Annotated in this window: 24 protein-coding genes; 15 read left to right on the top strand and 9 right to left on the bottom strand. The window is 68.1% G+C overall.

Annotated elements, in window-relative coordinates:
* On the top strand, positions 1 to 324 hold the full coding sequence (locus tag AO398_RS13730; RefSeq protein WP_007561429.1) for a YbaB/EbfC family nucleoid-associated protein: 324 nt from the start codon (positions 1 to 3) through the stop codon (positions 322 to 324).
* 58 nt (positions 325 to 382) lie between these two features.
* Here AO398_RS13730 and AO398_RS13725 read toward each other — a convergent pair whose 3' ends face one another.
* On the bottom strand, positions 383 to 2,002 hold the full coding sequence (locus AO398_RS13725; RefSeq protein WP_058192671.1) for a phosphoenolpyruvate carboxykinase: 1,620 nt from the start codon (positions 2,000 to 2,002) through the stop codon (positions 383 to 385).
* Between the two features lie 410 nt (positions 2,003 to 2,412).
* Here AO398_RS13725 and recR point away from each other — a divergent pair, with 410 nt between their 5' ends.
* The 4 genes from recR to truA all read left to right on the top strand — a co-directional run bounded on the left by recR (position 2,413) and on the right by truA (position 5,307).
* Positions 2,413 to 3,018: a recombination mediator RecR gene (recR, locus tag AO398_RS13720; protein ID WP_058192670.1), complete on the top strand. Its 606-nt coding sequence runs from the start codon at positions 2,413 to 2,415 to the stop codon at positions 3,016 to 3,018.
* A gap of 86 nt (positions 3,019 to 3,104) precedes the next feature.
* Positions 3,105 to 3,620: a peptide deformylase gene (gene def, locus AO398_RS13715; protein ID WP_058192756.1), complete on the top strand. Its 516-nt coding sequence runs from the start codon at positions 3,105 to 3,107 to the stop codon at positions 3,618 to 3,620.
* Positions 3,620 to 4,555, top strand: coding sequence for a methionyl-tRNA formyltransferase (fmt, locus tag AO398_RS13710; protein WP_201025764.1), 936 nt, complete (start codon positions 3,620 to 3,622; stop codon positions 4,553 to 4,555). The genes def and fmt overlap by 1 nt, the downstream gene beginning before the upstream one ends.
* A complete protein-coding gene (gene truA / locus AO398_RS13705) occupies positions 4,555 to 5,307 on the top strand; it encodes a tRNA pseudouridine(38-40) synthase TruA (RefSeq protein WP_058192668.1) in 753 nt (250 codons plus the stop codon). Before fmt ends, truA begins: the two co-directional genes overlap by 1 nt.
* Before the next feature lie 224 nt (positions 5,308 to 5,531).
* On the opposite strand, the gene dapE is transcribed toward truA, so the two are convergent.
* Positions 5,532 to 6,701, bottom strand: a complete 1,170-nt coding sequence (gene dapE, locus AO398_RS13700; RefSeq protein ID WP_058192667.1) for a succinyl-diaminopimelate desuccinylase — start codon at positions 6,699 to 6,701, stop codon at positions 5,532 to 5,534.
* Positions 6,702 to 6,956: 255 nt separating this feature from the next.
* Between dapE and AO398_RS13695 the strand changes: the two genes are divergently transcribed.
* On the top strand, positions 6,957 to 7,256 hold the full coding sequence (locus AO398_RS13695) for a PilZ domain-containing protein (protein ID WP_160329331.1): 300 nt from the start codon (positions 6,957 to 6,959) through the stop codon (positions 7,254 to 7,256).
* A 55-nt stretch (positions 7,257 to 7,311) separates the two neighbouring features.
* Here the strand turns inward: AO398_RS13695 and AO398_RS13690 are convergent, their stop codons facing one another.
* Both AO398_RS13690 and AO398_RS13685 read right to left on the bottom strand, forming a co-directional pair.
* Complete coding sequence (locus tag AO398_RS13690; RefSeq protein ID WP_058192665.1) at positions 7,312 to 9,654, bottom strand: amylo-alpha-1,6-glucosidase; 2,343 nt, start codon at positions 9,652 to 9,654, stop codon at positions 7,312 to 7,314.
* A 149-nt stretch (positions 9,655 to 9,803) separates the two neighbouring features.
* Positions 9,804 to 10,934 (bottom strand): glycosyltransferase family 4 protein, encoded by a 1,131-nt coding sequence (locus tag AO398_RS13685; RefSeq protein ID WP_058192664.1) that lies wholly within the window; start codon positions 10,932 to 10,934, stop codon positions 9,804 to 9,806.
* A 384-nt stretch (positions 10,935 to 11,318) separates the two neighbouring features.
* Here AO398_RS13685 and rpmI point away from each other — a divergent pair, with 384 nt between their 5' ends.
* From rpmI to AO398_RS13650, 7 genes are all read left to right on the top strand, one after another.
* Positions 11,319 to 11,522 carry a 50S ribosomal protein L35 gene (rpmI, locus tag AO398_RS13680; protein ID WP_007561407.1) on the top strand — a complete coding sequence of 68 codons (204 nt, stop codon included), beginning with the start codon at positions 11,319 to 11,321 and terminating at the stop codon, positions 11,520 to 11,522.
* A gap of 50 nt (positions 11,523 to 11,572) precedes the next feature.
* On the top strand, positions 11,573 to 11,950 hold the full coding sequence (rplT, locus tag AO398_RS13675) for a 50S ribosomal protein L20 (protein ID WP_007561402.1): 378 nt from the start codon (positions 11,573 to 11,575) through the stop codon (positions 11,948 to 11,950).
* A 161-nt stretch (positions 11,951 to 12,111) separates the two neighbouring features.
* Entirely contained in the window at positions 12,112 to 13,194 is a 1,083-nt protein-coding gene (pheS, locus tag AO398_RS13670; protein WP_058192663.1) for a phenylalanine--tRNA ligase subunit alpha, read from the top strand.
* A gap of 16 nt (positions 13,195 to 13,210) precedes the next feature.
* Positions 13,211 to 13,495 carry a hypothetical protein gene (locus tag AO398_RS13665; RefSeq protein WP_058192662.1) on the top strand — a complete coding sequence of 95 codons (285 nt, stop codon included), beginning with the start codon at positions 13,211 to 13,213 and terminating at the stop codon, positions 13,493 to 13,495.
* Positions 13,496 to 13,498: 3 nt separating this feature from the next.
* On the top strand, positions 13,499 to 13,969 hold the full coding sequence (locus AO398_RS13660; protein WP_058192661.1) for a hypothetical protein: 471 nt from the start codon (positions 13,499 to 13,501) through the stop codon (positions 13,967 to 13,969).
* The gene (gene pheT / locus AO398_RS13655; RefSeq protein WP_058192660.1) at positions 13,966 to 16,386 is read left to right on the top strand and encodes a phenylalanine--tRNA ligase subunit beta; all 2,421 of its coding nucleotides are present in this window, start codon (positions 13,966 to 13,968) and stop codon (positions 16,384 to 16,386) included. Before AO398_RS13660 ends, pheT begins: the two co-directional genes overlap by 4 nt.
* 10 nt (positions 16,387 to 16,396) lie before the next feature.
* On the top strand, positions 16,397 to 17,278 hold the full coding sequence (locus AO398_RS13650; protein WP_058192659.1) for a DUF1186 domain-containing protein: 882 nt from the start codon (positions 16,397 to 16,399) through the stop codon (positions 17,276 to 17,278).
* Here AO398_RS13650 and moeB read toward each other — a convergent pair.
* The 3 genes from moeB to AO398_RS13635 form a co-directional block, all read right to left on the bottom strand.
* A complete protein-coding gene (moeB, locus tag AO398_RS13645) occupies positions 17,267 to 18,052 on the bottom strand; it encodes a molybdopterin-synthase adenylyltransferase MoeB (RefSeq protein ID WP_058192755.1) in 786 nt (261 codons plus the stop codon). The genes AO398_RS13650 and moeB overlap by 12 nt on opposite strands.
* Positions 18,053 to 18,149: 97 nt before the next feature.
* Positions 18,150 to 18,671 carry a translation initiation factor IF-3 gene (gene infC / locus AO398_RS13640; protein WP_243944922.1) on the bottom strand — a complete coding sequence of 174 codons (522 nt, stop codon included), beginning with the start codon at positions 18,669 to 18,671 and terminating at the stop codon, positions 18,150 to 18,152.
* A gap of 239 nt (positions 18,672 to 18,910) precedes the next feature.
* Entirely contained in the window at positions 18,911 to 20,134 is a 1,224-nt protein-coding gene (locus AO398_RS13635) for a glycosyltransferase family 4 protein (protein ID WP_058192657.1), read from the bottom strand.
* Positions 20,135 to 20,304: 170 nt separating this feature from the next.
* On the opposite strand from AO398_RS13635, the gene AO398_RS13630 reads away from it, so the two are divergent.
* Entirely contained in the window at positions 20,305 to 21,072 is a 768-nt protein-coding gene (locus AO398_RS13630; RefSeq protein WP_058192656.1) for an alpha/beta hydrolase, read from the top strand.
* Between the two features lie 9 nt (positions 21,073 to 21,081).
* Here AO398_RS13630 and AO398_RS13625 read toward each other — a convergent pair whose 3' ends face one another.
* Both AO398_RS13625 and AO398_RS13620 read right to left on the bottom strand, forming a co-directional pair.
* Positions 21,082 to 21,366: a DUF1150 domain-containing protein gene (locus AO398_RS13625; protein WP_058192655.1), complete on the bottom strand. Its 285-nt coding sequence runs from the start codon at positions 21,364 to 21,366 to the stop codon at positions 21,082 to 21,084.
* A gap of 148 nt (positions 21,367 to 21,514) precedes the next feature.
* Positions 21,515 to 21,943, bottom strand: a complete 429-nt coding sequence (locus tag AO398_RS13620) for an Hsp20 family protein (protein ID WP_058192754.1) — start codon at positions 21,941 to 21,943, stop codon at positions 21,515 to 21,517.
* 424 nt (positions 21,944 to 22,367) lie between these two features.
* On the opposite strand from AO398_RS13620, the gene AO398_RS13615 reads away from it, so the two are divergent.
* Complete coding sequence (locus AO398_RS13615) at positions 22,368 to 22,859, top strand: hypothetical protein (RefSeq protein ID WP_058192654.1); 492 nt, start codon at positions 22,368 to 22,370, stop codon at positions 22,857 to 22,859.
* The last annotated feature ends 55 nt before the right edge of the window (positions 22,860 to 22,914 follow it).

Genomic DNA, 22,914 nt, shown 5'->3' with positions numbered 1-22,914 from the left:
ATGCGCGACCTGATGGGCATCATGAAGCAGGCTCAGGCCATGCAGGAGAAGATGGGCTCCCTGCAGGCCGAGCTCGATGAGATCGAGGTGACTGGTGCCTCCGGCGGCGGCTCCGTGCGCGTCACCATGAGCGCCAAGGGCCAGATGAAGGGCGTCAGCATCGATCCGTCCCTGATGGTGGCCGACGAGCGCGAGATCCTCGAGGACCTGATCGTCGCCGCCTGCAACGACGCCCGCGGCAAGGCCGAGGCGACCATGCAGGAGCGCATGGCCGAGCTGACCAAGGGCCTGCCCCTGCCGCCCGGCATGAAGCTGCCGTTCTAGGATCCGCGTCTGCGCGATGACGTCGGGCGGTCTTGCGGGCCGCCCGATCGGGGTGTTGTCAGGCCGCGATCGCCTGCGCGGTCGGCCCGGCGGCGCGCACGTCGGAATCGACATGAGCCTCGAAGCGCTTGAAGTTGTCGTCGAACATCTTCACCAGCCGGGCCGCCGTCTCGACGAACGCGCCCTTGTTGCCCCAGGTCTTGACCGGGGTGAGGATGTGCGGCCCGACGCCCGGGACCGAGACCGGCACCGCGAAGCCGAAATACGGGTCGCGGCGGAACTCGGCCTGGGCCAATGAGCCGTCCAGCGCCGCGGTCAGAAGCCGGCGGGTGACCCGGATCGGCATGCGCCGGCCGGTCCCGACGCCGCCGCCGGTCCAGCCGGTATTGACCAGCCAGCAATCGACGCTGTGCTTGGCGATCAGGTCGCGGAGCAGGTTGCCGTAGGCGCTCGGGTGCCGGGGCATGAACGGCGCGCCGAAGCAGGTCGAGAAGGTCGCCTCCGGCCCGGTCAGGCCCCGCTCGGTGCCGGCCACCTTGGCGGTATAGCCCGAGAGGAAGTGGTACATCGCCTCGGCGCCGGTGAGCTTGGCGATCGGGGGCATCACCCCGAAGGCGTCACAGGTCAGCATCACGATGTTCTTCGGATGCCCGGCCCGGCCCGTGGCGCTGGCATTGGCGATGAAGTCGAGCGGGTAGGCGCAGCGGGTGTTCTCGGTCAGCGAGCCGTCGTCGAAATCCGGCACCCGGGTCACCGGATCGATCACCACGTTCTCCATCACCGTGCCGAAGCGCTCGGTGGTGGCGTAGATCTCGGGCTCGGCGTTGCGCGAGAGGCGGATCGTCTTGGCGTAGCAGCCGCCCTCGAAGTTGAAGATGCCGGCGTCCGACCAGCCGTGCTCGTCGTCGCCGAGCAGCTGGCGCGAGGAATCGTTCGACAGGGTGGTCTTGCCGGTACCGGACAGGCCGAAGAAGATCGCCGAGCCGCCCTCGGCATCGAGCGCCGCGTTGGCCGAGCAATGCATCGGCATCACGTTCCGGCCGGGCAGGATGTAGTTCAGGTAGGTGAAGACCGACTTCTTCATCTCGCCCGCGTAGGCCGAGCCGCCGATCAGCACGAGCTTCTTGGAAAAGTCGATGGCGATCACGGTCTTGGACCGGCAGCCGTGCCGGGCGGGATCCGCCTGGAAGCTCGGCAGGTCGATGATCGTCAGGTCGGGCACGTAGGACGCGAGCTCGGCGCGGTCCGGCCGGATCAGCAGGTTGCGGATGAACAGCGAGTGCCAGGCGAACTCGGTGAACACCCGGGCCTTCACCCGGTGGGCCGGATCGGCGCCGCCATAGAGGTCCTGGGCGAACAGCTCCTTGCCCTCGGCATGCTTCAGGAAATCCTGGTGCAGGGTCGCGAACTGCTCGGGCGTGATCGCGCCGTTATTCTCCCACCAGACCTCGTTCTCGGTGGCGGCGTCGCGCACCACGAACTTGTCCTTGGGCGAGCGGCCGGTATGGCTGCCGGTGGTCGCCACGAAGGCGCCGCCGCGGGCGAGCTGGCCCTCCGTGCGGGCGAGCGCCTCCTCGTAGAGGCGCGGCGCCTCGAAGTTCCAGTGGACGGCCTTCAGCGCACGAAAGCTGGCGGCCTCCGCATCGTGGGCCGCGTTGTGATCACCGATGTTGGTCAAGAGCGTATCTCCCGAGGCCCCTGTTCGTGCCGTCGACGCGACAAGACCGGACGCCTCCGGCATCCGGGATTGCACCAGGGTCCGTCCGTGCAGTCGGACAGGACCGCCGCACGCTGGATCACCGTTCCCCGGTCGCTCGCCCCCATACTGGATAGGCGGCCAAGCGTTGCTGTCTTACGGGGTGTGCCCGGGCGTCTGCAACGTGGTCCAGCGGGCTTGACCACTGTGCTGACCTCAAGAGGCTGCAGCTGTAACCAGTTGGAACTGGGTATTCATAATTCCGGCTTCGGCAAAGTCGGCTGGAAATACCCATCTCGGAGGTGGGCGGAGATGCGCCCTTGCGCAGCGCCCCCCGGCCGCTATGCCCAGCCGGACGTTTCGCAGATCCTCGCCCCCGCCCAAGAGGCACGATGCCCCAAGCCGTCGCCGGCCCCGAAATCGAGCGCCTGATTCAGCTTCTCTCCCGGATGCCGGGCCTCGGACCGCGTTCGGCGCGGCGGGCCGCGCTCCAGCTGATCAAGAAGCGCGAGACGCTGCTGGCCCCCCTGGCCGATGCCATGCGGGTGGCAGCCGAGCGCATCGTGGTCTGCACCAGTTGCGGCAACGTCGATACGTCCGAGCCGTGCACGATCTGCCGCGATCCCGAGCGCGATCCCTCGACCCTCGTTGTGGTGGAGGACGTGTCGGACCTCTGGGCGCTGGAGCGCTCCGGCGCGGTCAAGTCGCGCTACCATGTGCTCGGCGGCGTTCTCTCGGCGCTGGACGGGGTGCGGCCCGAGCACCTCAACCTCGCCAGCCTGGTCGAGCGCGCGGCCGATCCGGCGGTGAAGGAGATCATCCTGGCTCTGAACGCCACCGTCGACGGCCAGACCACCGCCCATTACGTCACGGAGTCGATCCGCCACCTCGACCGCAAGGTGACGCGCCTCGCGCACGGCGTCCCGGTCGGCGGCGAGCTCGACTACCTCGACGAGGGGACGCTCACTGCGGCGATCCGCAGCCGCACGGCCTTCTGAGGTATTTGACCGGCCCCGACCCACGCCATATTGCCTCGGAATCCTCGGAGTCCGCGTCTGTGGCGCTCCCCTCGCCGGTTTCCGCCATGACCATTCGCCCGCTCGTCATCCTCCCCGACGCCGTCCTGCGCCGCGTCTCCGATCCGGTCGGGCCGATCACGCCCGAGATCCGTACCCTTGTGGCCGACATGTTCGAGACGATGTACGACGCCCCGGGCGTCGGGCTCGCAGCGATCCAGGTCGGCGTCGCCAAGCGGGTCGTGACCATCGACACCTCGAAGGAAGAGGGCGTGCGGGAGCCGCGGGTCTTCATCGACCCGGAGGTCGTCTGGACCTCGGACGAGAAGCGGGTCTACGACGAGGGCTGCCTGTCGATCCCGGAATATTACGCCGAGGTCGAGCGGCCGGACCGGGTCCGGGTGAAGTTCCGCGATCTCGAGGGCACCGAGCAGGAGATCGAGGCCGACGGCCTGCTGGCGACCTGCATCCAGCACGAGATCGACCACCTCAACGGCGTGCTGTTCATCGACCACATCTCGAAGTTGAAGCGCGACCGTGTGATCAAGCGCTTCACCAAGGCTGCCAAGCGCGACGCGGCCTGATCCCGATGCGCGTCGTCTTCATGGGCACGCCGGATTTCGCGGTGCCGACGCTGGCGCGGCTCGCGCAGGACGGCCACACCATCGTGGCCGTGTATACCCGCGCGCCCGCCAAGGCCGGCCGCGGAATGAGCCTGCGGCCCTCTCCGGTCCACATGCTGGCCGACACGCTCGGGATCCCGGTCCTGACGCCGGCCACCTTGCGGTCGCCCGAGGCGGCCGAGACCTTCGCGGCGCATCGGGCCGATATCGGCGTCGTCGTGGCCTACGGGATGCTGCTGCCGCAGGCGATCCTCGACGCGCCGAAGCACGGCTGCCTCAATCTGCACGGGTCGCTGCTGCCGCGCTGGCGCGGTGCCGCGCCGATCCAGCGCGCCGTGATGGCGGGCGATGCCGAGAGCGGCGTCGGAATCATGCGCATGGAGGCGGGCCTCGATACCGGCCCCGTCGCCCTGGAAGGGCACGTCCCGATCGCTTCGGGCATGACCGCAGGCGCGCTCCACGATGCTTTGATGCCCGTCGGCGCCGAGCTGATGTCCCAGGCCCTCGAACGCCTGGACCGCGGCGACCTGACCTTCACGTCGCAAGCACAGGAGGGTGTCGTCTACGCGCACAAGATCGACAACGCGGAGGCGCGGATCGACTGGTCGCTCCCGGCGGCGCAGGTCGCGAACCGGATCAACGGCCTGTCGCCGTTCCCGGGAGCGTTCTTCGAGGTGGATCTCGGCAAGGGGCCGGAGCGGGTGAAAGTGCTGCGCGCCTCGGCCAGCGACGTCGCGGGTACGCCGGGAACCCTCCTCGATGCCGAGGGCCTCGTCGCCTGCGGCGCGGGGGCGGTCCGCCTGTTGGAACTGCGCCGCGCCGGCAAGGGCGGCAGCGCCAGCGGAGCCGAGTTCGTGCGCGGCGCGCGCATCGCGCCCGGCGCAAGCCTCGGCTGATGCCACGCTATAAGCTCGTCATCGAGTATGATGGAGGCCCATTCTCCGGATGGCAGCGTCAGGCCGATCAACCCACGGTGCAGGGGGCGATCGAAGCGGCGGTGACGCGCTTCTCCGGCGAGGATGCCCGGCTGACCTGCGCGGGCCGGACCGATACCGGCGTCCACGCCATCCATCAGGTCGCCCATCTCGACCTCACGAAGGACTGGCGGACCGACACGGTGCGAGACGCCATCAACGCGCATCTGCGGCCGCATCCCGTGGCGCTACTCTCCGCCGAGATCGTCCCGCCGAGCTTCAACGCCCGACACTCGGCGATCCGCCGGCACTACCGCTACCGCATCCTGAACCGCCGCAGCCCGGCCGCGCTGACCCGCGCGCATGTCTGGCAGGTGCACTGGCCGCTCGATCCAGAGGCGATGCATCGCGCCGCCCAGCGTCTCGTCGGCCTGCACGACTTCTCCGCGTTCCGGGCCGCCGAGTGCCAGGCCAACAGCCCCGTGCGGACACTGGAACGGCTCGACGTGGCGCGCGCCACGATGGCGCTGCACGAGGAGATCGTGGTGACGACCTGCGCGCGTTCCTTCCTGCATCACCAGGTGCGGGCCATGGTCGGTACGCTGATGCTCGCCGGCTGCGGCCGCCTCTCGGCCGACGACGTCGCCGATATTTTGGAGTCCCGCGAGAAGCGCCGGTGCGGGCCGCTGGCGCCGGCGGCTGGGCTGACCTTCGTGGGGGTGGATTACGCCTGAGATCGTTCTGACGGCCTGATCTCAGGCGGAAGACGGTCCGAGCAACGCGGATCCCGATCTGACCCCTCATCCTGAGGGACTTGGCAAAGCGGACGCCGCGAAGCAGCCCTCCAGGGCTCGCTGAGCCGTTCCGGCAGCTCCTGCGCGGCCCGCTGGCGCGGACACTTCAAGATAAGGGCGCGGGGTGGACGGATTGGTCGATAGGCTCGGCGCGCCGAGCGCCTTCAATCCGAGGCCGAAAAATACGCGTCCAGCACCCGCTCGTAGATCGTGGTCAAGCGGTCGAGATCCGCCACGGCCACGCATTCATCGACCTGGTGCATGGTCTCGCCCACCAAGCCGAACTCGATCACCGGACAGGCATCCTTGATGAACCGGGCATCCGAGGTGCCGCCGGTGGTGGACAAAGTCGGCGTCAGCCCGGTCTCGGCCTCGATCGCCCGGGAGACGAGATCCACGAAAGCGTCCGGCTGGGTCAGAAAGGCCGGGGCGTTCGACGGCTGCAGGTCGAGGCTGAAGCGCACGGCGTTGCCGGCTGCACGCTCCAGCCGCTCTTGGAGTTCGGCCCCGAGGCTGGCAGCGGTCCAATCATCGTTGAAGCGGACATTGAACGTCGCCCGGGCAGTGGCCGGGATCACGTTGGTGGCGGGATTGCCGACGTCGATCGTCGTGAATTCGAGGTTCGAGGCGTCGAAATGCGCGGTGCCGCCGTCGAGCGGCTCGGCAACCAGCGCCGAGGCGAGCCGCAGCAGCCCGGGGATCGGGTTCTCGGCCTTGTGTGGATAGGCGACGTGGCCCTGGCGCCCCAGCACCGTGAGCTTGCCGGTGAGCGAGCCGCGGCGGCCGATCTTGATCATCTCGCCGAGCCGCCCCGGATTAGTCGGCTCGCCCAGCAGGCAATGATCGAAGCGTTCACCCCGGGCGCGGGCCCAGTCGAGCAGCTTGACGGTGCCGTTGACGGCCGGCCCCTCCTCATCGCCGGTGATCAGGAAGGCGATGGAGCCCGGAAACGCTCCGCCCCGGCGTTGGACGAAGGCCAGGGTCGCCGCCAGCATGCAGGCGATGCCGCCCTTCATGTCGGCGGCGCCGCGCCCGTAGAGCAGGCCATCCGCGACCGCCGCCTCGAACGGGCCATGGCGCCAGGCGCCATCGCCCTCGGGCACCACGTCGGTATGGCCGGCGAAGACCAGGCAGGGCCCGCGTGCGCCGAGCCGGGCGTAGAGGTTCGGCGTATCGGGATAGCCGGGCTCGGAGAAGATTGGCCGCTCGATCGCGAAACCCACCTCGGCCAGCGCCTTCGCCACCACGTCGAGGGCGCCGCGATCCTCCGGCGTGACCGAGGGGCAGCGGATCAGCTCTTGGGCGAGCGACAGGGCGGAATGGTCGGCCGGCATGCACGGGTCCCAGGACGGAGAATCTCGCGTTGCCCCTTACACCAAGTCGGCGGGATCCGAGGATGGTGCGCCATTCCTCCGCTGCGCTCGACCGCCCCCCTGCAGCCGGGTCGGCATAACGAGTTCCCGGCGCCACACGCTCACCGCTCGCACGAATGCGTGAAGACCGATGTGCATGGCGGCGCAGTCAGACTTTGTCAGTCGTTTCCGCCGCATCATGCGCGCAATTAAGTAGAGCGCAATGGGATGGCGCAGATGAGGGGCAACGAGTCCGGCTTCCCGGTCGATGCGGCGGCCAACAGGCGCGACGGCGATCGGCGGGAGGTTCTAATTCCGGCGACGATTCGGTGCCCCGACGGCGAATCCATCAGCTGCATCCTGCGGGATATGTCACCGGGCGGTGCCAAGCTGTCGGTCTCCCGTCGGCATCGTCTGCCTCCGACCTTCACGCTCTCGGTGACGGGCCACGAAACGCGCTATCCCGTCCGCCGCGTCTGGCAGCGCGCCGACGCCGCCGGTGTCGTCCTCGACCTGCCCGAAATCACCGGGTCCTGACTGCCGGACGTTCGCCGCCGCAGCCTGATCGTGAGGCTGCGGCGGGGTCGTGGGCCTATTTCGTCACGACGACCTGCACGTCGCCATGGCGGCGGATCACCGACACCGTGACGTCGTCGTCGTAGCGCTGGAAGCGGATGTCGAGGCGCGAGGATCCCAGCTTGACGTTGTAGAGCGTCACGCCGTCGAGGAAGCCCGGCAGGATCGGGTTCTTGAGCCGGACGCTGTTGCGGTCGTGGTCGAGTTCGAGGCCGAGACAGGCGGCTAGGAACGCGAACGGTGCCGCCGCCGCCCAGGCCTGCGGGCTGCAGGCCACCGGGTAGGCCACGGGACCGCGCTGCTTGCGGCGCATGAAGCCGCAGAACAGCTCGGGCAGGCGCTTCTGGTCCTGGTAGAGCGAGGTGTCGAACATCCCCTGGAAGATGCGCGCGGCCTCGTGCTTCCGGTCGTAGCGGGCGAGACCCATCGCGACGAGGGCGTTGTCGTGCGGCCAGATCGAGCCGTTGTGGTAGGACATCGGGTTGTAGCGCGCCTCGCCCTTGGCGATGGTGCGCACGCCCCAGCCGTTGAAGCCGTCCTTGCCCAGCAGGGTCTCGGCGACCCGGGCCGCCCGCTCGGGCTTGGCGATGCCAGTGAACAGGGCGTGCCCGGCATTCGAGGAGCGCACCGCGCATTGCTTCTTGGCGCCGTCCAGCGCCAGCGCGTAGGTGCCGATCTCCTCGTTCCAGAAGGCCGCATCGAAGCGCTCGCGCAGGGCGGTGGCCTCCTGCGAGAGCCGCTCGGCCATCGGGTCGTGCCCGAGCAGGGCCGCGAGCTTGGCCATGCCTTTCTTGGCGGCATAGACGTAGCCCTGGACCTCACAGAGCGCGATCGGGCCCTTGGCGAGCTGGCCGTCGGCGTGGAAGATCGAATCGTGGCTGTCCTTCCAGCCCTGGTTCTCCAGGCCCTTGTCGGTGTCGCGGGCGTATTCGACGAAGCCGTCGCCGTCCCGGTCGCCGTAGCGGTCCATCCATTCCAGTGCGAGCTCGAGGGACGGCCAGATCGCCCGGATCGTCTCTAGGTCGCCCGTGACGGCGTAGTATTCCCAGGCCAGCATCACGAAGAGCGGCGTGCCGTCGATGGTGCCGTAATAGTGGCGGAACGGCACCTCGCCGAGCATGGCCATCTCGCCCCGGCGGGTCTCGTGCAGCACCTTGCCGGGCTGGGCATCCGCCGCGGGATCGACCGCCTTGGCCTGGGTCGCCGCGAGATAGCGCAGGACGCCGCGACCGAATTTCGGGTCGATCCACAGCGCCATCAGGGCGGTGATGATGCCGTCCCGGCCGAAGACCGTGGAGTACCAGGGTATGCCGGCGAACGGGTAGATCCCCTCGGGCGTCCGGCTCGCCAGCATGTAGAGGTCGGCGGTGGCCCGGCAGAGGCCCTCGTTGAACTGGTCGTTCGACGAGATGATCGTGGTGATGCCGGCGGTCATCTCGCGCAGGTCGCGGCGCGAATCGCGGTAGGCACGGGCGAAGATCGTACCCTCGGCGAGATCCTTCGCCTCTCGCCGGGCGCCGCCGACATTGGCGGCCAGGGTCAGCTTCGCGGCGGCATCCTCACCCACCATCTCGCCGCTCGGCGGCTTCGTGAAGGCCCGGTGCGCTTCGAAGGACACGCGAATGAACAGCGACGCGCGGCCTTCGGGCGGCAGGGATACGTCGAAGACGACGCGGCCGGGCTCGATCTGATCCGGCTTCGGGCCGAAGTGAAGCGAGGTCGTGCGCACGATCTCGTCGAGGCCGACGTAGCGGAACTGCACCTCCCGGTCGCTCGCCACCAGGACGCCGCGCTTGCCGCGCTCCTTGCGGTCGGTGCCGCGCACCTCGAACAGGTCGCGGTAATCCGCGTCGAAGGTGACGGCGATGCGCAGGCGGCGGTGCTTGGAATCGAAGGAGCGCAGGCCGATCCGGTCGTAGCAGGCGCCCCGGAACAGGAACTTGGTACGCTCGATCGCGATCGTCTCACGGGGGATCGAGGTCTCGTCATGGGCCTCGAGGCGGATGTCGGGCGTCGTCATGTCGACGCTGAGCGCGCCGTTGTCATCCTGCATCACTGAGGACAGCATCAGCGGACGCTGGCCCTCGACAGTCAGTTCGAGCCGGGAGAGATAGCGGGTATCCTGGAAATACAGGCCCTCCGGCCCAGGCTGGACGCCGATATCACCGTAGGAATCCAAAACCCCGAAGGCCTCACCGAACTTCAGCGCGCGCAGGGGCCGCTCGACCAAGGAGGTATGGGCCTCGATGTGGTAGGTCGGCAGCACATCGTCAGCGTCCTGAAAGCCGGGCGCCACCGTGACGTTGCTGGCCTGTGTCCGCGCGGTCGCGTCGTGTGCCGCCGTATTCTCCGCCGCCATGCAGAACGTCTCCGAGTGCGTGTGTGGGGTACGAATCGAGAGGGCCGCCGCATCGGCTCGGATGCGGCGGCCCCTGGTGACCATTCAGATGAGGCGCCTTTACGACGCTAGGCCGGGCCGGCGATTGCTCGCAAGCCCGAGGCCAGAGATTACGCCGGCATCGCCGCGACCGTCATCGACGGCCGCGCCGAGCCATTGACGTCGCCGTATTGCGGCGTGAAGCCGGATTTCGGCAGCTGGATCACGTCGGCGCCGCGCGCGAGCAACGCTTCGTAAGCGGCGACGTATTTCTTGACCATGCACTCGGCGGTGAACTGGCTCTCGAAGTGCTTGCGCACCCCCTCGCGGCTCATGACCTTGACCTTGGCCACCGCCTCGACGGCGTCGTCCATGGTCTCGCAGAGCACGCCGCTCACGCCGTCCTTGATCACTTCCGGCACGGAGCCGTTGCGGAACGCGATCACCGGGGTTCCGGCCGACATCGCCTCGATCATGACCAGGCCGAAGGGCTCCGGCCAGTCGATCGGGAAGGCGAGCGCCAGGGCATTGCCCAGGAAGGCCTTCTTCTGCTCCTCGTTGATCTCGCCGATGTATTCGACCAGCGGGTGGTGCGTCATCGGTTCGATGACTTCGTCCCAGTAATCCTGGTCCGCCTTGTCGACCTTAGCGGCGATCTTCAGCGGCGTGCCCGAACGGATCGCCATTTCGATGGCCCGGTCGGGGCGCTTCTCGGGCGAAATACGACCGAGGAACGCCAGGTAACCGCCCTTGGCCTCGGGGCTGTAGGGGCAATTCTGGGAGGGCAGACCGTGATGGATCGTCGACAGCCAGTTGACGTTCGGCGGCATCGGCTCGCGCTGGTTGTCAGAGATCGACACGAGCGGCATGCCGGTGAAGGTCCGGTAGACCGGCATGAAGTCTGGCACATCGAGCCGACCATGCATCGTGGTGATGCACTTGTGATTCAGATCCTCGAACATGGGATACTGAAGCAGGTCGATGTGGAAGTGCAGGATGTCGAATTCGTGTGCCCGGCGATGCACCTGATGCAGCATGGCCAAGTGACTGGCCGTGTGATCGCGGTAGCCCAGCAGCCGCAGCCCCTCCGGCGTGCAAGCCGCCAGCTTCGCCGACGTCTCCGAGTCGCCGCTGGCGAACAGGGTGACGTCGTGGCCCTGGCGAACCAGTTCCTCTGTGATCCAGCTGACGACGCGCTCGGTGCCGCCGTAGAACTTCGGAGGAACGGCCTCCGACAACGGAGCGATCTGGGCAATGCGCACGAAGTGTCTCCTGGTTGGCCGAATTTGACGGGGGGTCTAACCCTGCCGGCCTGAGCGGGACATGAATGAAACCGACGGCCAAGGTTATGGTTCCTGCGCCCGCAGGTTGTCTCGACAAGTTTTGTGCAGCGCGGAAGCTGTCCCCGCATTCCCCGATGCGCGCCTGCCCCCGGCCGTGGCCGCACCTTGGCGGTGCGGTGCCTTGCTGCGACGGAAGCCGTTGCCGTGGCTGCGCGTTTCTGTCATAAGCCGCACCGCGTCGAACCGCCCGGCCGATAGGGCTGCCGTGGCGGCTCGTGCTGCTCCACCAGAAGCATCATCGCGCACACCTCAACCGACCCTCGCGGGTCGGCTCAGAGGAATTTTCGCGCAACGGAGAGCCAAATGCCCAAGCTGAAGACCAAATCAGGCGCCAAGAAGCGCTTCAAGATCACCGGCACCGGTAAGGTTATGTACGCCCAGGCCGGCAAGCGCCACGGGATGATCAAGCGGACGACCAAGCAGATCCGCAACCTGCGCGGCACCACGACCCTGTTCGAGGGCGATGCCGCCAACGTGAAGAAGTACTTCCTGCCGAACGCGCGGTAAGCCTTCTGCACCCGTTGCCACTGTCTTTCGTCGAAACCAGGAGATAACCGATGGCCCGCGTCAAACGCGGCGTGACCAGTCACGCGAAGCACAAGAAAGTTCTGAAGGCCGCCAAGGGCTATTACGGCCGGCGCAAGAATACGATCCGGATCGCCAAGCAGGCGGTCGAGAAGGGCATGCAGTATGCCTACCGCGACCGTAAGAATAAGAAGCGTACGTTCCGCGCTCTCTGGATCCAGCGCCTCAACGCAGCCGTGCGCGAGCATGGCCTGACCTATTCGCGCTTCATCAACGGCCTCGCCAAGTCCGGCATCGTCGTCGACCGCAAGGCGCTGTCCGAACTGGCGATCCACGAGCCGGCGAGCTTTGCCGCCGTGGTCGAGAAGGCCAAGGCCGCCCTCCCCGAGACCACCGCCAAGGCCGCCTGACCCCAGGCCCGCGGCGAGACATCCGAAGGCGCGGCTCTCCCCCGAGAGTCGCGCCTTCGTCGTTCTCACGCCGCAGTTGAACGCACGCGCTTGCGTGACGGCGAACAACGCGCGAGAGCACGCCGCGACGGCGGCTCCGACAACCCTGCTCGAAGACAGCGATGACCGATCTCGACACCCTCGAACGCGACCTCCTGGCCCAGGTGACGGCTGCGTCCGACGAGGCCGCCCTCGACGCGGTGCGCGTGGCCGCGCTCGGCAAGAAGGGCAGCGTCTCCGATCTGCTCAAGACCCTGGGCTCCATGACGCCCGAGGAGCGCAAGGAACGCGGCCCGCTGATCAACGGCCTGCGCGACAGGATCCAGGGCGCCGTCACGGAGCGCAAGACCGCCCTGGTGGAGGCCGCTCTGGAGGCTCGCCTCGCTTCCGAGCGGGTCGACGTGACGTTGCCCATGCGCGAGGCGCCGGAAGTGCGCGGACGGATCCATCCGATCACGCAGGTGATCGACGAGATTACCGCGATCTTCGCCGATATGGGCTTCGCCGTGGCCGAGGGCCCGGATATCGAGACCGACGAGCTGAACTTCACCGCACTCAACTTCCCGCCCGGCCATCCGGCCCGCGAGATGCACGACACGTTCTTCCTGGCGCCGGACCAGACCGGGAAGCGGAAGGTGCTGCGCACCCACACGTCACCCGTCCAGATTCGGACGATGCGTGCGCAGACGCCCCCGATCCGCGTCATCATCCCGGGCCGGACCTACCGGCACGATTCCGACCAGACCCACACGCCGATGTTCCATCAGGTCGAGGGGCTGGTGATCGACACGGCTGCCAATATCGCCAACCTGAAATGGGTGCTGGAGGAATTCTGCAAGGCATTCTTCGAGGTCGACGGCGTGAAGATGCGCTTTCGCCCGTCGTTCTTCCCGTTCACCGAGCCGTCGGCCGAGGTCGACATCCAGTGCTCCCGCAAGGGCGGTGAGATCCGCTTCGGCGAGGGCACCGACTGGCTGGAGATCCTGGGCTGCGGAATGGTGCACCCGAACGTCCTGCGCAATTGCGGCCTCGATCCGGACGCGGTGCAGGGCTTCGCCTTCGGGGTCGGCATCGACCGCATCGCCATGCTGAAATACGGCATGCCGGACCTGCGCCCGTTCTTCGAGGCGGATGTGCGCTGGCTCGATCATTACGGCTTCCGGCCGCTGGATGTGCCGAGCCTGATCGGGGGTTTGACGGGGTAAGGCCACGGAGGTTGTCATGACCGACCAGGAAATCAGTCTGATCGTTGATCGCGTCCTGCGCGACCGGCTTCCAGCGGCCAGGTTCAGAAGTGCGGACGTTTGGTCGGACACCGATTTTGACGGAGATCCGATCATCCGCGTGACCGCGCGCTACGATCATCGGCCGAGCATGAGACCGGATCCCCTGATCACGGCCGTTCACGATCTCCGTTCCGCCCTCATCGAGCGCGGAGAGAGTCGATTGGTGTTCTTGGACAACGAAGTTGCCGATGAGCGCCGTGTCGAGGAAGATGTCGAATAGCCTATGACCGCAATGGTCTTACAGATGCTCGACCAAGCAACGGAGTTGATCGAGCGGAACCCGGGTAGTTCGGCAGCGAAGCGGCGTGCGGTCAGTGGAGCCTATTACGCGGCGTTCCACGCCGTCATGCAACTTTGCGCAGACGAAATCCTGCCTGGTTCGGACGCTGCGTCCGCCGAGTTCGAGCGCGTCTATCGTCAAATCGATCACGGGCCGCTCAAACAGGCTTTCGTGAGCGACGGCCCCTTGAAGCGAAACAGTGCGCTGAGGCAGATCGGCGACGATATCATTCGGTTACAGGATGCCCGAAAACTCGCGGATTATGCGCCGCCCCGGCCAAACGTAGTCACGCTGGCGAAAGCGCGGGAGCATGTCGAGCGGGCTCGCGAAATCCTCTCACGCCTTGCGAGCTTGACTGCTCAGGATCGCCGAACCCTGGCCTTGAACCTCCTCTTTCCCCCAAGAAAAAAATGAAATTCACCCTCTCCTGGCTCAAGGATCACCTCGACACCGAGGCGTCCCTCGACACCATCGCCGAGACGCTGACGCGGATCGGCCTCGAGGTCGAAGGCGTCGAGGACAAGGCGGCCGCCCTCAAGCCCTACGTCGTCGCCCGGATCCTGACGGCCGAGCAGCATCCCAACGCCGACCGGCTCCGGGTCTGCACCGTCGAGACCGGCGCCGGCGCGCCGGTGCAGGTGGTCTGCGGCGCGCCGAACGCGCGGGCCGGCCTGGTCACGGTGTTCGCGCCGCCCGGCACCTACGTGCCCGGCAAGGCGATCACGCTCTCGGTCGGCACGATCCGCGGCGTCGAGAGCCACGGCATGCTGTGCTCCGGTTCTGAGCTCGGGCTCGGCGAGGACCATGACGGCATCCTCGAACTTCCGGCTGAAGCGCCGGTCGGCCAGGGCTACGCGCTCTATGCCGGGCTCGACGATCCGGTCATCGAGATCAACCTGACGCCGAACCGGCCGGACTGCACCTCGGTGCACGGCATCGCGCGCGACCTCGCGGCGACCGGGATCGGCACGCTCAAGCACGAGGCCCAGCCGAGCGTGCGCGGCGAAGGCCCCTGCCCCGTCGAGATCGGCCTGCCGCTCGCGCCGGAGGACCGGCATCTCTGCCCGCTCTTCGCGCTCCGGCTGGTACGCGGCGTCAAGAACGGCCCGTCGCCGGCCTGGATGCAGGCCCGCCTGCGGGCGATCGGCCTGCGCCCGATCAACGCGCTGGTGGACATCACCAACTACGTCACCTTCGATCGCGGCCGGCCGCTGCACGTGTTCGACGCCGCCAAGGTCTCGGGCAGCGTGACGGTTCGACGGGCGCGGGACGGCGAGAGCCTGCTGGCGCTGGATGGGCGCACCTACACCCTCACCGACGACACCGTGGTGATCGCCGATCAGGCGGGCGTCGAATCGATCGCCGGCATCATGGGCGGGCAGGCCTCCGGCTGCGACGCGACAACCACGGACGTGCTGATCGAATCGGCCCTGTGGGATCCGGCCAACATCGCCCAGTCCGGGCGGCGTCTCGGCATCATCACCGATGCCCGGTACCGGTTCGAGCGCGGCGTCGATCCGGCCTTCACGCTGCCGGGCCTCGACCTGGCGACGCGCCTCGTGATCGACCTGTGCGGCGGCACGCCCTCCGAGGCGAAGATCGCCGGCGAACCGCCGGACTCCGAACGGATCATCGATTTCCCATGGACCGAGGTGCGGCGGCTGGCCGGCATCGAGCTGCCGCAGATCGAGATCAAGCTGATCCTCGAGACGCTGGGCTTCCACGTCTCCGGCACCGGCGACCGGGTGAAGGTGTCGACGCCGTCCTGGCGGCCGGACGTGGAGGGCAAGGCCGACCTTGTCGAGGAGGTCATCCGCATCACCGGTCTCGACCGGATTGAGCCGAAGCCTCTGCCGCGGCTCGCCGGGATCGGCCGGCCGCTGCTCACCGTGATGCAGAAGCGCACCCGCATCGCCAAGCGCGCCCTCGCGAGCCGTGGCCTGATGGAGGCGGTGACCTGGTCGTTCGTCCCGCACGCAGATGCCGAGCTGTTCGGCGGCGGTGGTGCCGATCTGGTGCTGGCCAACCCGATCGCCTCGGAACTGTCGGACATGCGTCCGAGCCTGGTGCCGGGGCTCCTGCGGGCGGCGCAGCGCAACGCCGACCGGGGCTACCCGGACACGGCCCTGTTCGAGGTCGGCCAGTGCTTCGCCACGGACGAGCCGGAGGGACAAAGCATCCGCGCGGCGGCGGTGCGGCGGGGCAGTGCCATCCTGGCGGGCGCTGGGCGTCACTGGGACGGAGCGACCAAGAATGTGGACGTCTTCGACGCCAAGGCCGATGCCCTTGCGCTGCTGGGTGTCCTCGGCGTGCCGACCGGCGGCCTGCAGGTGACCGCGGGCGGGCCGTCCTGGCTCCATCCGGGCCGCTCGGGCACCCTGCGCTTCGGACCGAAATCCGAGATCGGCTGGTTCGGCGAGGTCCATCCCAGGACCCTGCAGGCCCTCGACCTCAAGGGCAGCCTCGTGGCGTTCGAAATCGTGCTCGACGCGCTGCCTCTGCCCAAGCACAAGCCGACCAAGGCCAAACCGGCTTTGGCGTTGTCCGAGTTCCAGCCCCTGTCCCGGGATTTCGCGTTCGTGGTGGGCCGTGACGTGCCGGCGGGCGACATCGTCAAGGCGGCCCAGGGGGCCGAGCGCAAGCTCGTCACCGGCGTCGAGGTGTTCGACCTTTACGAGGGCCCCGGCGTGCCGGAGGGCTCGAAATCGGTGGCGATCGCCGTGCGTCTGCAACCGCTGGAGCGCACCCTGACCGATGCCGAGATCGAGGCGGTGAGCGCCAAGATCGTGGCCGAGGTCTCGCGCCCGCCCGGCGCGACCCTGCGGGCTTGAGGAGGATGGCATGAGCCGAATCGCAGCGCTGATCGAAGACCTGGCGGCCTCCGAGTACCGGCCGACCAAGGCCCTGCGCGAGGCGCTGGCGCATCCGGCCGAGATCGCCGAGGCGACACTGCCGCTGATCGAGGCCGCGGCCAGGGGCGACGAACTCACCCCGGAGCAGGAGAACCTCCTGTTCTGGGGCCTGCACGTCATGGCGCAGGCCCGCGATACCCGTGCCCTGCCCCCCCTCCTCACGCTGCTTCGGCAGGACGAAGAGACGCTCGACGCGGTGCTGGGCGACGCCGTGACCGCGACCCTGTCCAAGGTCGTCAGCAGCCTGTTCGACGGGGATCACCAGCCCCTGTTCCGGCTGATCCTCGACAGCACCGTCGATGACCTCACCCGCATGGCGCTGCTGTCGGCCTGCACCTTCCTGACCCTGGAGGGGCGGATCGACCGCGACGCGATGCATGCGCTGCTGGTCCGGTTCGACGACGCGAAGGCGGCGGTCGAGGAGGGGCCGGCCTGGGTCGGCTGGGAGGAGTCGATCGCGCATCTCGGCTTCCGCGATCTCGCGCCCCGCGCCGCCGCGGCACGAGCCGATGGGCGGATCACCGATGAGATCAGCGACGCCGACTGGTTCAAGGAGGCCCTGCGCAAGGCCGAGACCAAGCCCGACGACCGGGACCGGCTCGGCCCCTACCAGTACGGCTATCTCGACGATCCGGTCGAAGCGCTCGACTGGACCGTGGAGGGCGCAGGCGAGCCGCAGCGCAACCCGTTCAAGGATGTCGGGCGCAACGATCCCTGCCCGTGCGGCTCGGGCAAGAAGTTCAAGAAGTGCTGCCTCGGCAAGGCGGAGGCGGACGGTCCCTGGATGCCGCCGGGTGCCTCACTGGGCTGACGACCCGGCGCCGCTGAGCGGGTTGTCCGGATCCCAGCCGTAGCTCAGGGTCTCGAACCGCATCGAGCGGGCATCGACCATCAGCAGGCGCCCGACCAGCGGCTCGCCGAAATCCGCCACGGCGCGGATCACCTCCATCGCCATGAGCGAGCCCATCACCCCGGCCAGCGCCCCGAGCACCCCGGCCTCGGCGCAGGCGGGGACGCTGCCCGGCGGCGGCGGGTTCGGGAACAGGCAGCGATAGGTCGGGTTTGGCGTTCCGTCGGGTCCGGTCTCGTGCGCCCGGATGGTGGTGAGCGTCCCGTCGAACCGGCCGATCGCCGCCGTCTCCAGCGGGCGCCGCGCGTGGAAGCAGGCATCCGAGACGGCGTAGCGCGTGGCGAAGTTGTCCGAGCCGTCGGCGACGAGGTCGTAGCCGACGATCAGGTCGACCGCGTTGTCCGGCGCGATGCGGAACGGGTGCGGGACCACCGCCACGTGCGGGTTGAGCCGGGCCACTGCATCGGCCGCGCTCTCGACCTTGGGGCGCCCGAGATCCGGGGTGCCGTGGATCACCTGGCGCTGGAGGTTCGAGAGCGAGACCGTGTCGTCGTCGACGATCCCGATCGTGCCGATGCCGGCCGCCGCGAGGTACTGGATCAGCGGCGCGCCGCGCCCCCCCGCCCCGATGACCAGCACCCGGGCGGCCTTGAGGCGTGCCTGTCCGGGACCTCCGACCTCGGCCAGGACGAGGTGGCGGGCGTAGCGTTCGATCTCGTCGGGAGCCAGGGCCATGGACAGGAGATAGTCGCCCACGCTTCGCGACGGAAGCGCCACAAATGCGAACGCCGCCCCGGTCAGGAGGCGGCGTGAACAGCAATTCGGAGATCGATCAGCGCGGCGCGAGGATCATGATCATCTGGCGGCCTTCGAGCATCGGCTCGCTCTCCACCTTGGCGATCTCGGCGGTCTCGGTCTTCACGCGCTCCAAGAGACGCAGGCCGATATCCTGGTGAGCCATCTCACGACCGCGGAAGCGCAGGGTCACCTTGACCTTGTCGCCTTCCTCGAAGAAGCGGTGCACCGACTTCATCTTGGTGTCGTAATCGTGCTTGTCGATGCCGGGGCGGAGCTTGATCTCCTTGACCTCGACCGTCTTCTGACGCTTGCGCGCCTCGTTCTGCTTCTTCTGCTCGTTGAAGCGGAAGCGCCCGTAATCGAGCAACTTGCAGACGGGCGGCACCGAGTTCGGCGCAATCTCCACGAGATCGAGGCCGGCTTCCTCAGCGAGGGTCAGCGCGTCGAAGAAGGGGACGACGCCGCGGTTCTGCCCGGTATCGTCGATCAGCTGCACTTCCCGCACCCCGCGGATGTCGCGGTTGGCGCGCGGCCCGTCCTTCTGCGGGGCCGGCATGGCTCTCATCGGTCTACGAATGGCTTCGGTCTCCTGCTGCAACGACGAAACGGCGGATCGGACGACCCGTTCCCAGGATCTCCTGACCGCCAGCCGCTCCGGTCTCTTCCGGACATACTACGTTGGAGGAAGCCCGGCCAGAGTCAACGGGGTGTCGGGGCGAGGCGCGAAATAATCAGCCGCGCGTTGAAACGCTGACTCACGTCCCGGGTATCAGTCCCCTGATGCCCGCACAGCGATCAGGAGTTTCGGCCGAGCAACTGGGCGTAGACCGCCAGTGTATCACCGGCCATGCGCTCCAGCGAAAAATTCGCCTCCACGTGGGCGCGGCCGCGCCGCACCAGCGCGTCCCGGGCACTGGCGCCGAGCGACAGGGCCTCGGTCAGTGCCGCGGCGAGGGCGCCCGCATCGCCGGGCGGCACGCGCCAGCCGGTCCGCTGGCTGGCCGAGACGTCCGGTGGCGCCAGCACCGTCTCGGGGACGGCCCCGAGATCCGAGACCACCACGGGCGTGCCGAGCGCCTGGGCCTCCACGGCCGAGCGGCCGAACGCCTCGGGCTCCACGGACGGAACGGCCACCACGGAAGCCGCCCGGAACGCGGCCGGCATGTCGGTGCAATGGCCGACCCGGCGGACGATACCGCCGAGACCGCGGGCGGCGATCAAGGCATCGAGTTCGCGCTCGTAGGACGCACGCCCCTGCGGATCGCCGGCGAGCACCACGGCAAGATCCGGGACGCCGCGGTCGCGCATCTGCGCGGCGGCGTCGATCAGCACCCGGTGCCCCTTCCAGGCGGTCAGCCGGGCGGCCAGCAGGATCACTCGCTCGTGCGGCGCAACGTTCCAGGCCCGGCGCAGGACCTCGACCCCGCCCGCCCCGACCGCCACCGGGTTGAACACGGCGAGATCCGTGCCCCGGTGGATCACCCGCACCCGGTCGCCCGCCTGCTCGGCATGAAGCTGGTGGATCAAGTCGGCGGTGTAGCGCGAATTGGCGATCACCACGTCGCCCCGGGCCATCACGGAATTGTACAGCACCTTCACGCCGGTGCGGCCGGAATAGCTGCCGTGATAGGTGGTCACGAAGGGCAGGCCGAGGCGGCGGGCGGCGCCGAGCGCCACCCAGGCGGGTGCCCGTGACCGGGCATGAACGATCTGCACGCCCTCGCGCCGGCACAGGGCCATCAGCCGCACGACGTTGAGCGCCATGCGGGCGGGGTTCTTCGAGGCCGCGGGAAAGCGCAGCCAGTGGCCGCCCTTGGCTTGAAGCTCGCCGATCAAGCGGCCGCCCTCGGTCGCGACCAGCGCCCGGGCTCCGACTCCCGCCAGGGCTTCGGCCACGTCGACCGTGGTCCGCTCGGCGCCGCCGGCATCGAGTTCTGGAATGATCTGCAGGACGCGGGCACCCGCGAGAACGTCGATTTCGGCCGGGAAGCTCGACAGGCTGCGCGTCACATCACCCATCCGCGCTCGGTCAGCGAGGAGACGCAAGCCTCCCGCCGGCATCTGCAACATACTCGTACCCATTGCCCCAGCATCGCGGTCGCGCTTTACGGTCTGGTAAACGGAGGTTGAAGCCGACCCGGTCAGGGAAGGACTTCTTGAAGCTCGACATAGGCCTACCGGAGAGATCCATGACCGATACAGGGCCGGACTTCATCAGCGTCGGCGACGGTGATGCCGCCCGGCAGATCGCGGTACAGATGCGCGAGGGTGCCGGGCCGCCCGTGGTGTGGCTCGGTGGATTCCGCTCCGACATGACCGCAACCAAGGCCACCTCCCTCGATGCCTGGGCGGCCGAGCAGAAGCGCGCCCTGGTGCGGTTCGATTACGCCGGCCATGGCGCGTCCGGCGGCAAGTTCGCCGATTGCACGATTTCATCCTGGCTCGAAGACGCGCAGGCGGTGCTGACGCAGTACGTTTCGGAGCCCCCGATCCTGGTCGGCTCGTCGATGGGCGGGTGGATCGCCTGCCTCGCTGCGCGGGACCGGGCGGTGCGCGGTCAGAGGACTGCAGGGCTCGTCTTGATCGCCCCGGCCCTGGACTTTACCGAGGACTTGATCTGGTCGCAGCTTGATGAGCCCGCGCGCGCCGCGCTGCTCCGCGACGGGGGCCTTCGCAGGCCAAGCGAGTATGCGCCCGAGCCCGATCCGATCACCCTCGCACTGATCGAGGATGGCCGCCGGAACAGATTGCTCACGCAGGCCTTCGATCCCGGTTGTCCGGTTCACATCCTGCAAGGCATGCGCGATCCGGATGTCCCCTACGCGCATGCCCTCAAGACGGTCGGGCGACTGCCCGCCGAGGGCACCGTGCTCACCCTCATCGCGGATGGCGACCACCGCCTGTCACGGCCGCAGGATATCGCGCGGCTCGTGGCGGCGGTGGCTGGAATCGCCTGACCGAGGGAGTCAGTGCAAGCTGACGGCGTGGAGATCCTGGGCGACGGCATTGGCCAGCACCACGTCCCGGGAATCCGCCAGCATGATCGGCTCGCCGCTCGCCGAGAGCAAGGCGAACAGATCGAGGCCTGGCATCAGCTCCGGCGCCTGCGGGAACAGGCGGCGCACCTCGTCGGACCGGATCGGGCGGACGTAGGCGATGTGCCCCTCGCCAAGGGCGGCGAGATCCGCCGGGTTGAACTCGGCCGGGTCGAGGTCGGCGGGAGTCAGGGGAGATGTGTTCAGGTTCGTCATGTCTTGCCCTCCTGAGGTGGCAGAGCGTCTACCTCCGGTCCCGGAGGCACCGGCGGTTCCATCCAGATGTGGGGATGTCCGGCGCCCAATCAATCGACCTATGGCATCGTCGCGCAGGGTCCAGATCGACCTTGAAATCGCGCCCGCTCTAGCCGCGGGCGCCAATATCAATCTTGCGTACAATCCGATCGGGCTCGGGGCGGACAAGGTCGATCGAGAGCAGGCCGTTGGCGAGATCCGCGCCCAGCACCTCCATGCCGTCGGCCAGGAGGAACGTGCGCTGGAACTGCCGCGCCGCGATGCCGCGGTGCAGGAATTGCCGCTCGCGCTCGTCAATTTGACGGCCACGGACCACGAGCTGACTGTCTTCCAGCATCACATCGAGCTGCTCCTGGGTGAACCCGGCCACGGCCAGGGTGATGCGCAGGCGCTCGGGCTCCCGCTCGGTCCGGGGCAGCCGCTCGATGTTGTACGGGGGATAGCCGTCGTTGGCGCCCTTCGCGACCCGATCGAGCGCCTGCTCGATCTCGTCGAAGCCGAGCAGGAATGGATGCCCGAAGGGCGAGGGTCGAGTCATCGCGGCCATCATCCTCACAGCGAGGCCTCCGACCCTGGGACTAGCCGCAGTCCCGGATCTCCGAGCACCTCGACGCCATGGAGCCCGCACGAAACAGCGCCCCACCGGTCGGAACACCGCCGGTAAGACGAAGATATGGCCAAGGCCTTCAACCCCATCAAGGGAACGGGTTAATTTCGTTTTTCAATCGCTCTGAGGATCGTGCCGGCATGCGATCGACGGGATCTTTTGGCATATTCCGACAGGATGTTTCAGCAATCGCCGAGACAGCCACGCTTTCCTCTAACAGTTTGGAACTGCTCTGATTTTCGCGCCGGGTCTTGATCCCGGGAGCTGGCGTGGCTACTGCCGCGATTGGTGAACGCCCGGCTCGACGGGTTCTCGCCAACGAGTCCCGACCCTCGCGGGATGCAGCGGAGCCCCGATGAGCGTGCCTTCGACCCCGGCAAGTCATGCGGCGATGCAGCGCGTCGTCGACGTGTGCGGAGACGAGGCCGACATCCTGGCGTTATCGGTGGCCCGATTCGTAGCGGCCGGCTACATGACCAGCGACGTGGCTTGCTGGAATGCTGCCTTCGACGGGGCCGAGCAGCTGCTCGGCCCGACGGAGGGATGCCGCTTCGTCGCCTGCGTGGTCGCAATCGTCCGGGCCCTGCGGGCCGAGCGCGAGGACGATTGGTCGTTCATGCCGGCGAGCTGCTGCCGGGTCACCGGTCACGAATGCGCGCTGGTTTCACTGATCGGCCGGGGCCGGCGCCGCCTCTGGGCGGATCTCGACGACGCTGCGGCCGCGCTCACCGGGCGCGAGGCGGCACCCCGTCTGGTCGCGGCGGTTCGGGCCGCTGTCGCCACCCTCGATGCGGCGGCCGAACGCTTGTCGCCCACAAGCTGCCCCCACAGGGCCATGCTCCACTAGGTCGGCCGCTTCAGCGGCCAGTCCGGTTCCGGCCGGGTTCGAGAGAAGAGGAAAT

Origin of the sequence: Methylobacterium sp. GXS13, from assembly GCF_001455965.1 — a bacterium.
In the GTDB taxonomy this organism is placed as follows: domain Bacteria; phylum Pseudomonadota; class Alphaproteobacteria; order Rhizobiales; family Beijerinckiaceae; genus Methylobacterium.
The sequence above is the reverse complement of the archived record's forward strand: the minus strand, read 5'-3'. Positions and strand labels throughout refer to the sequence as shown.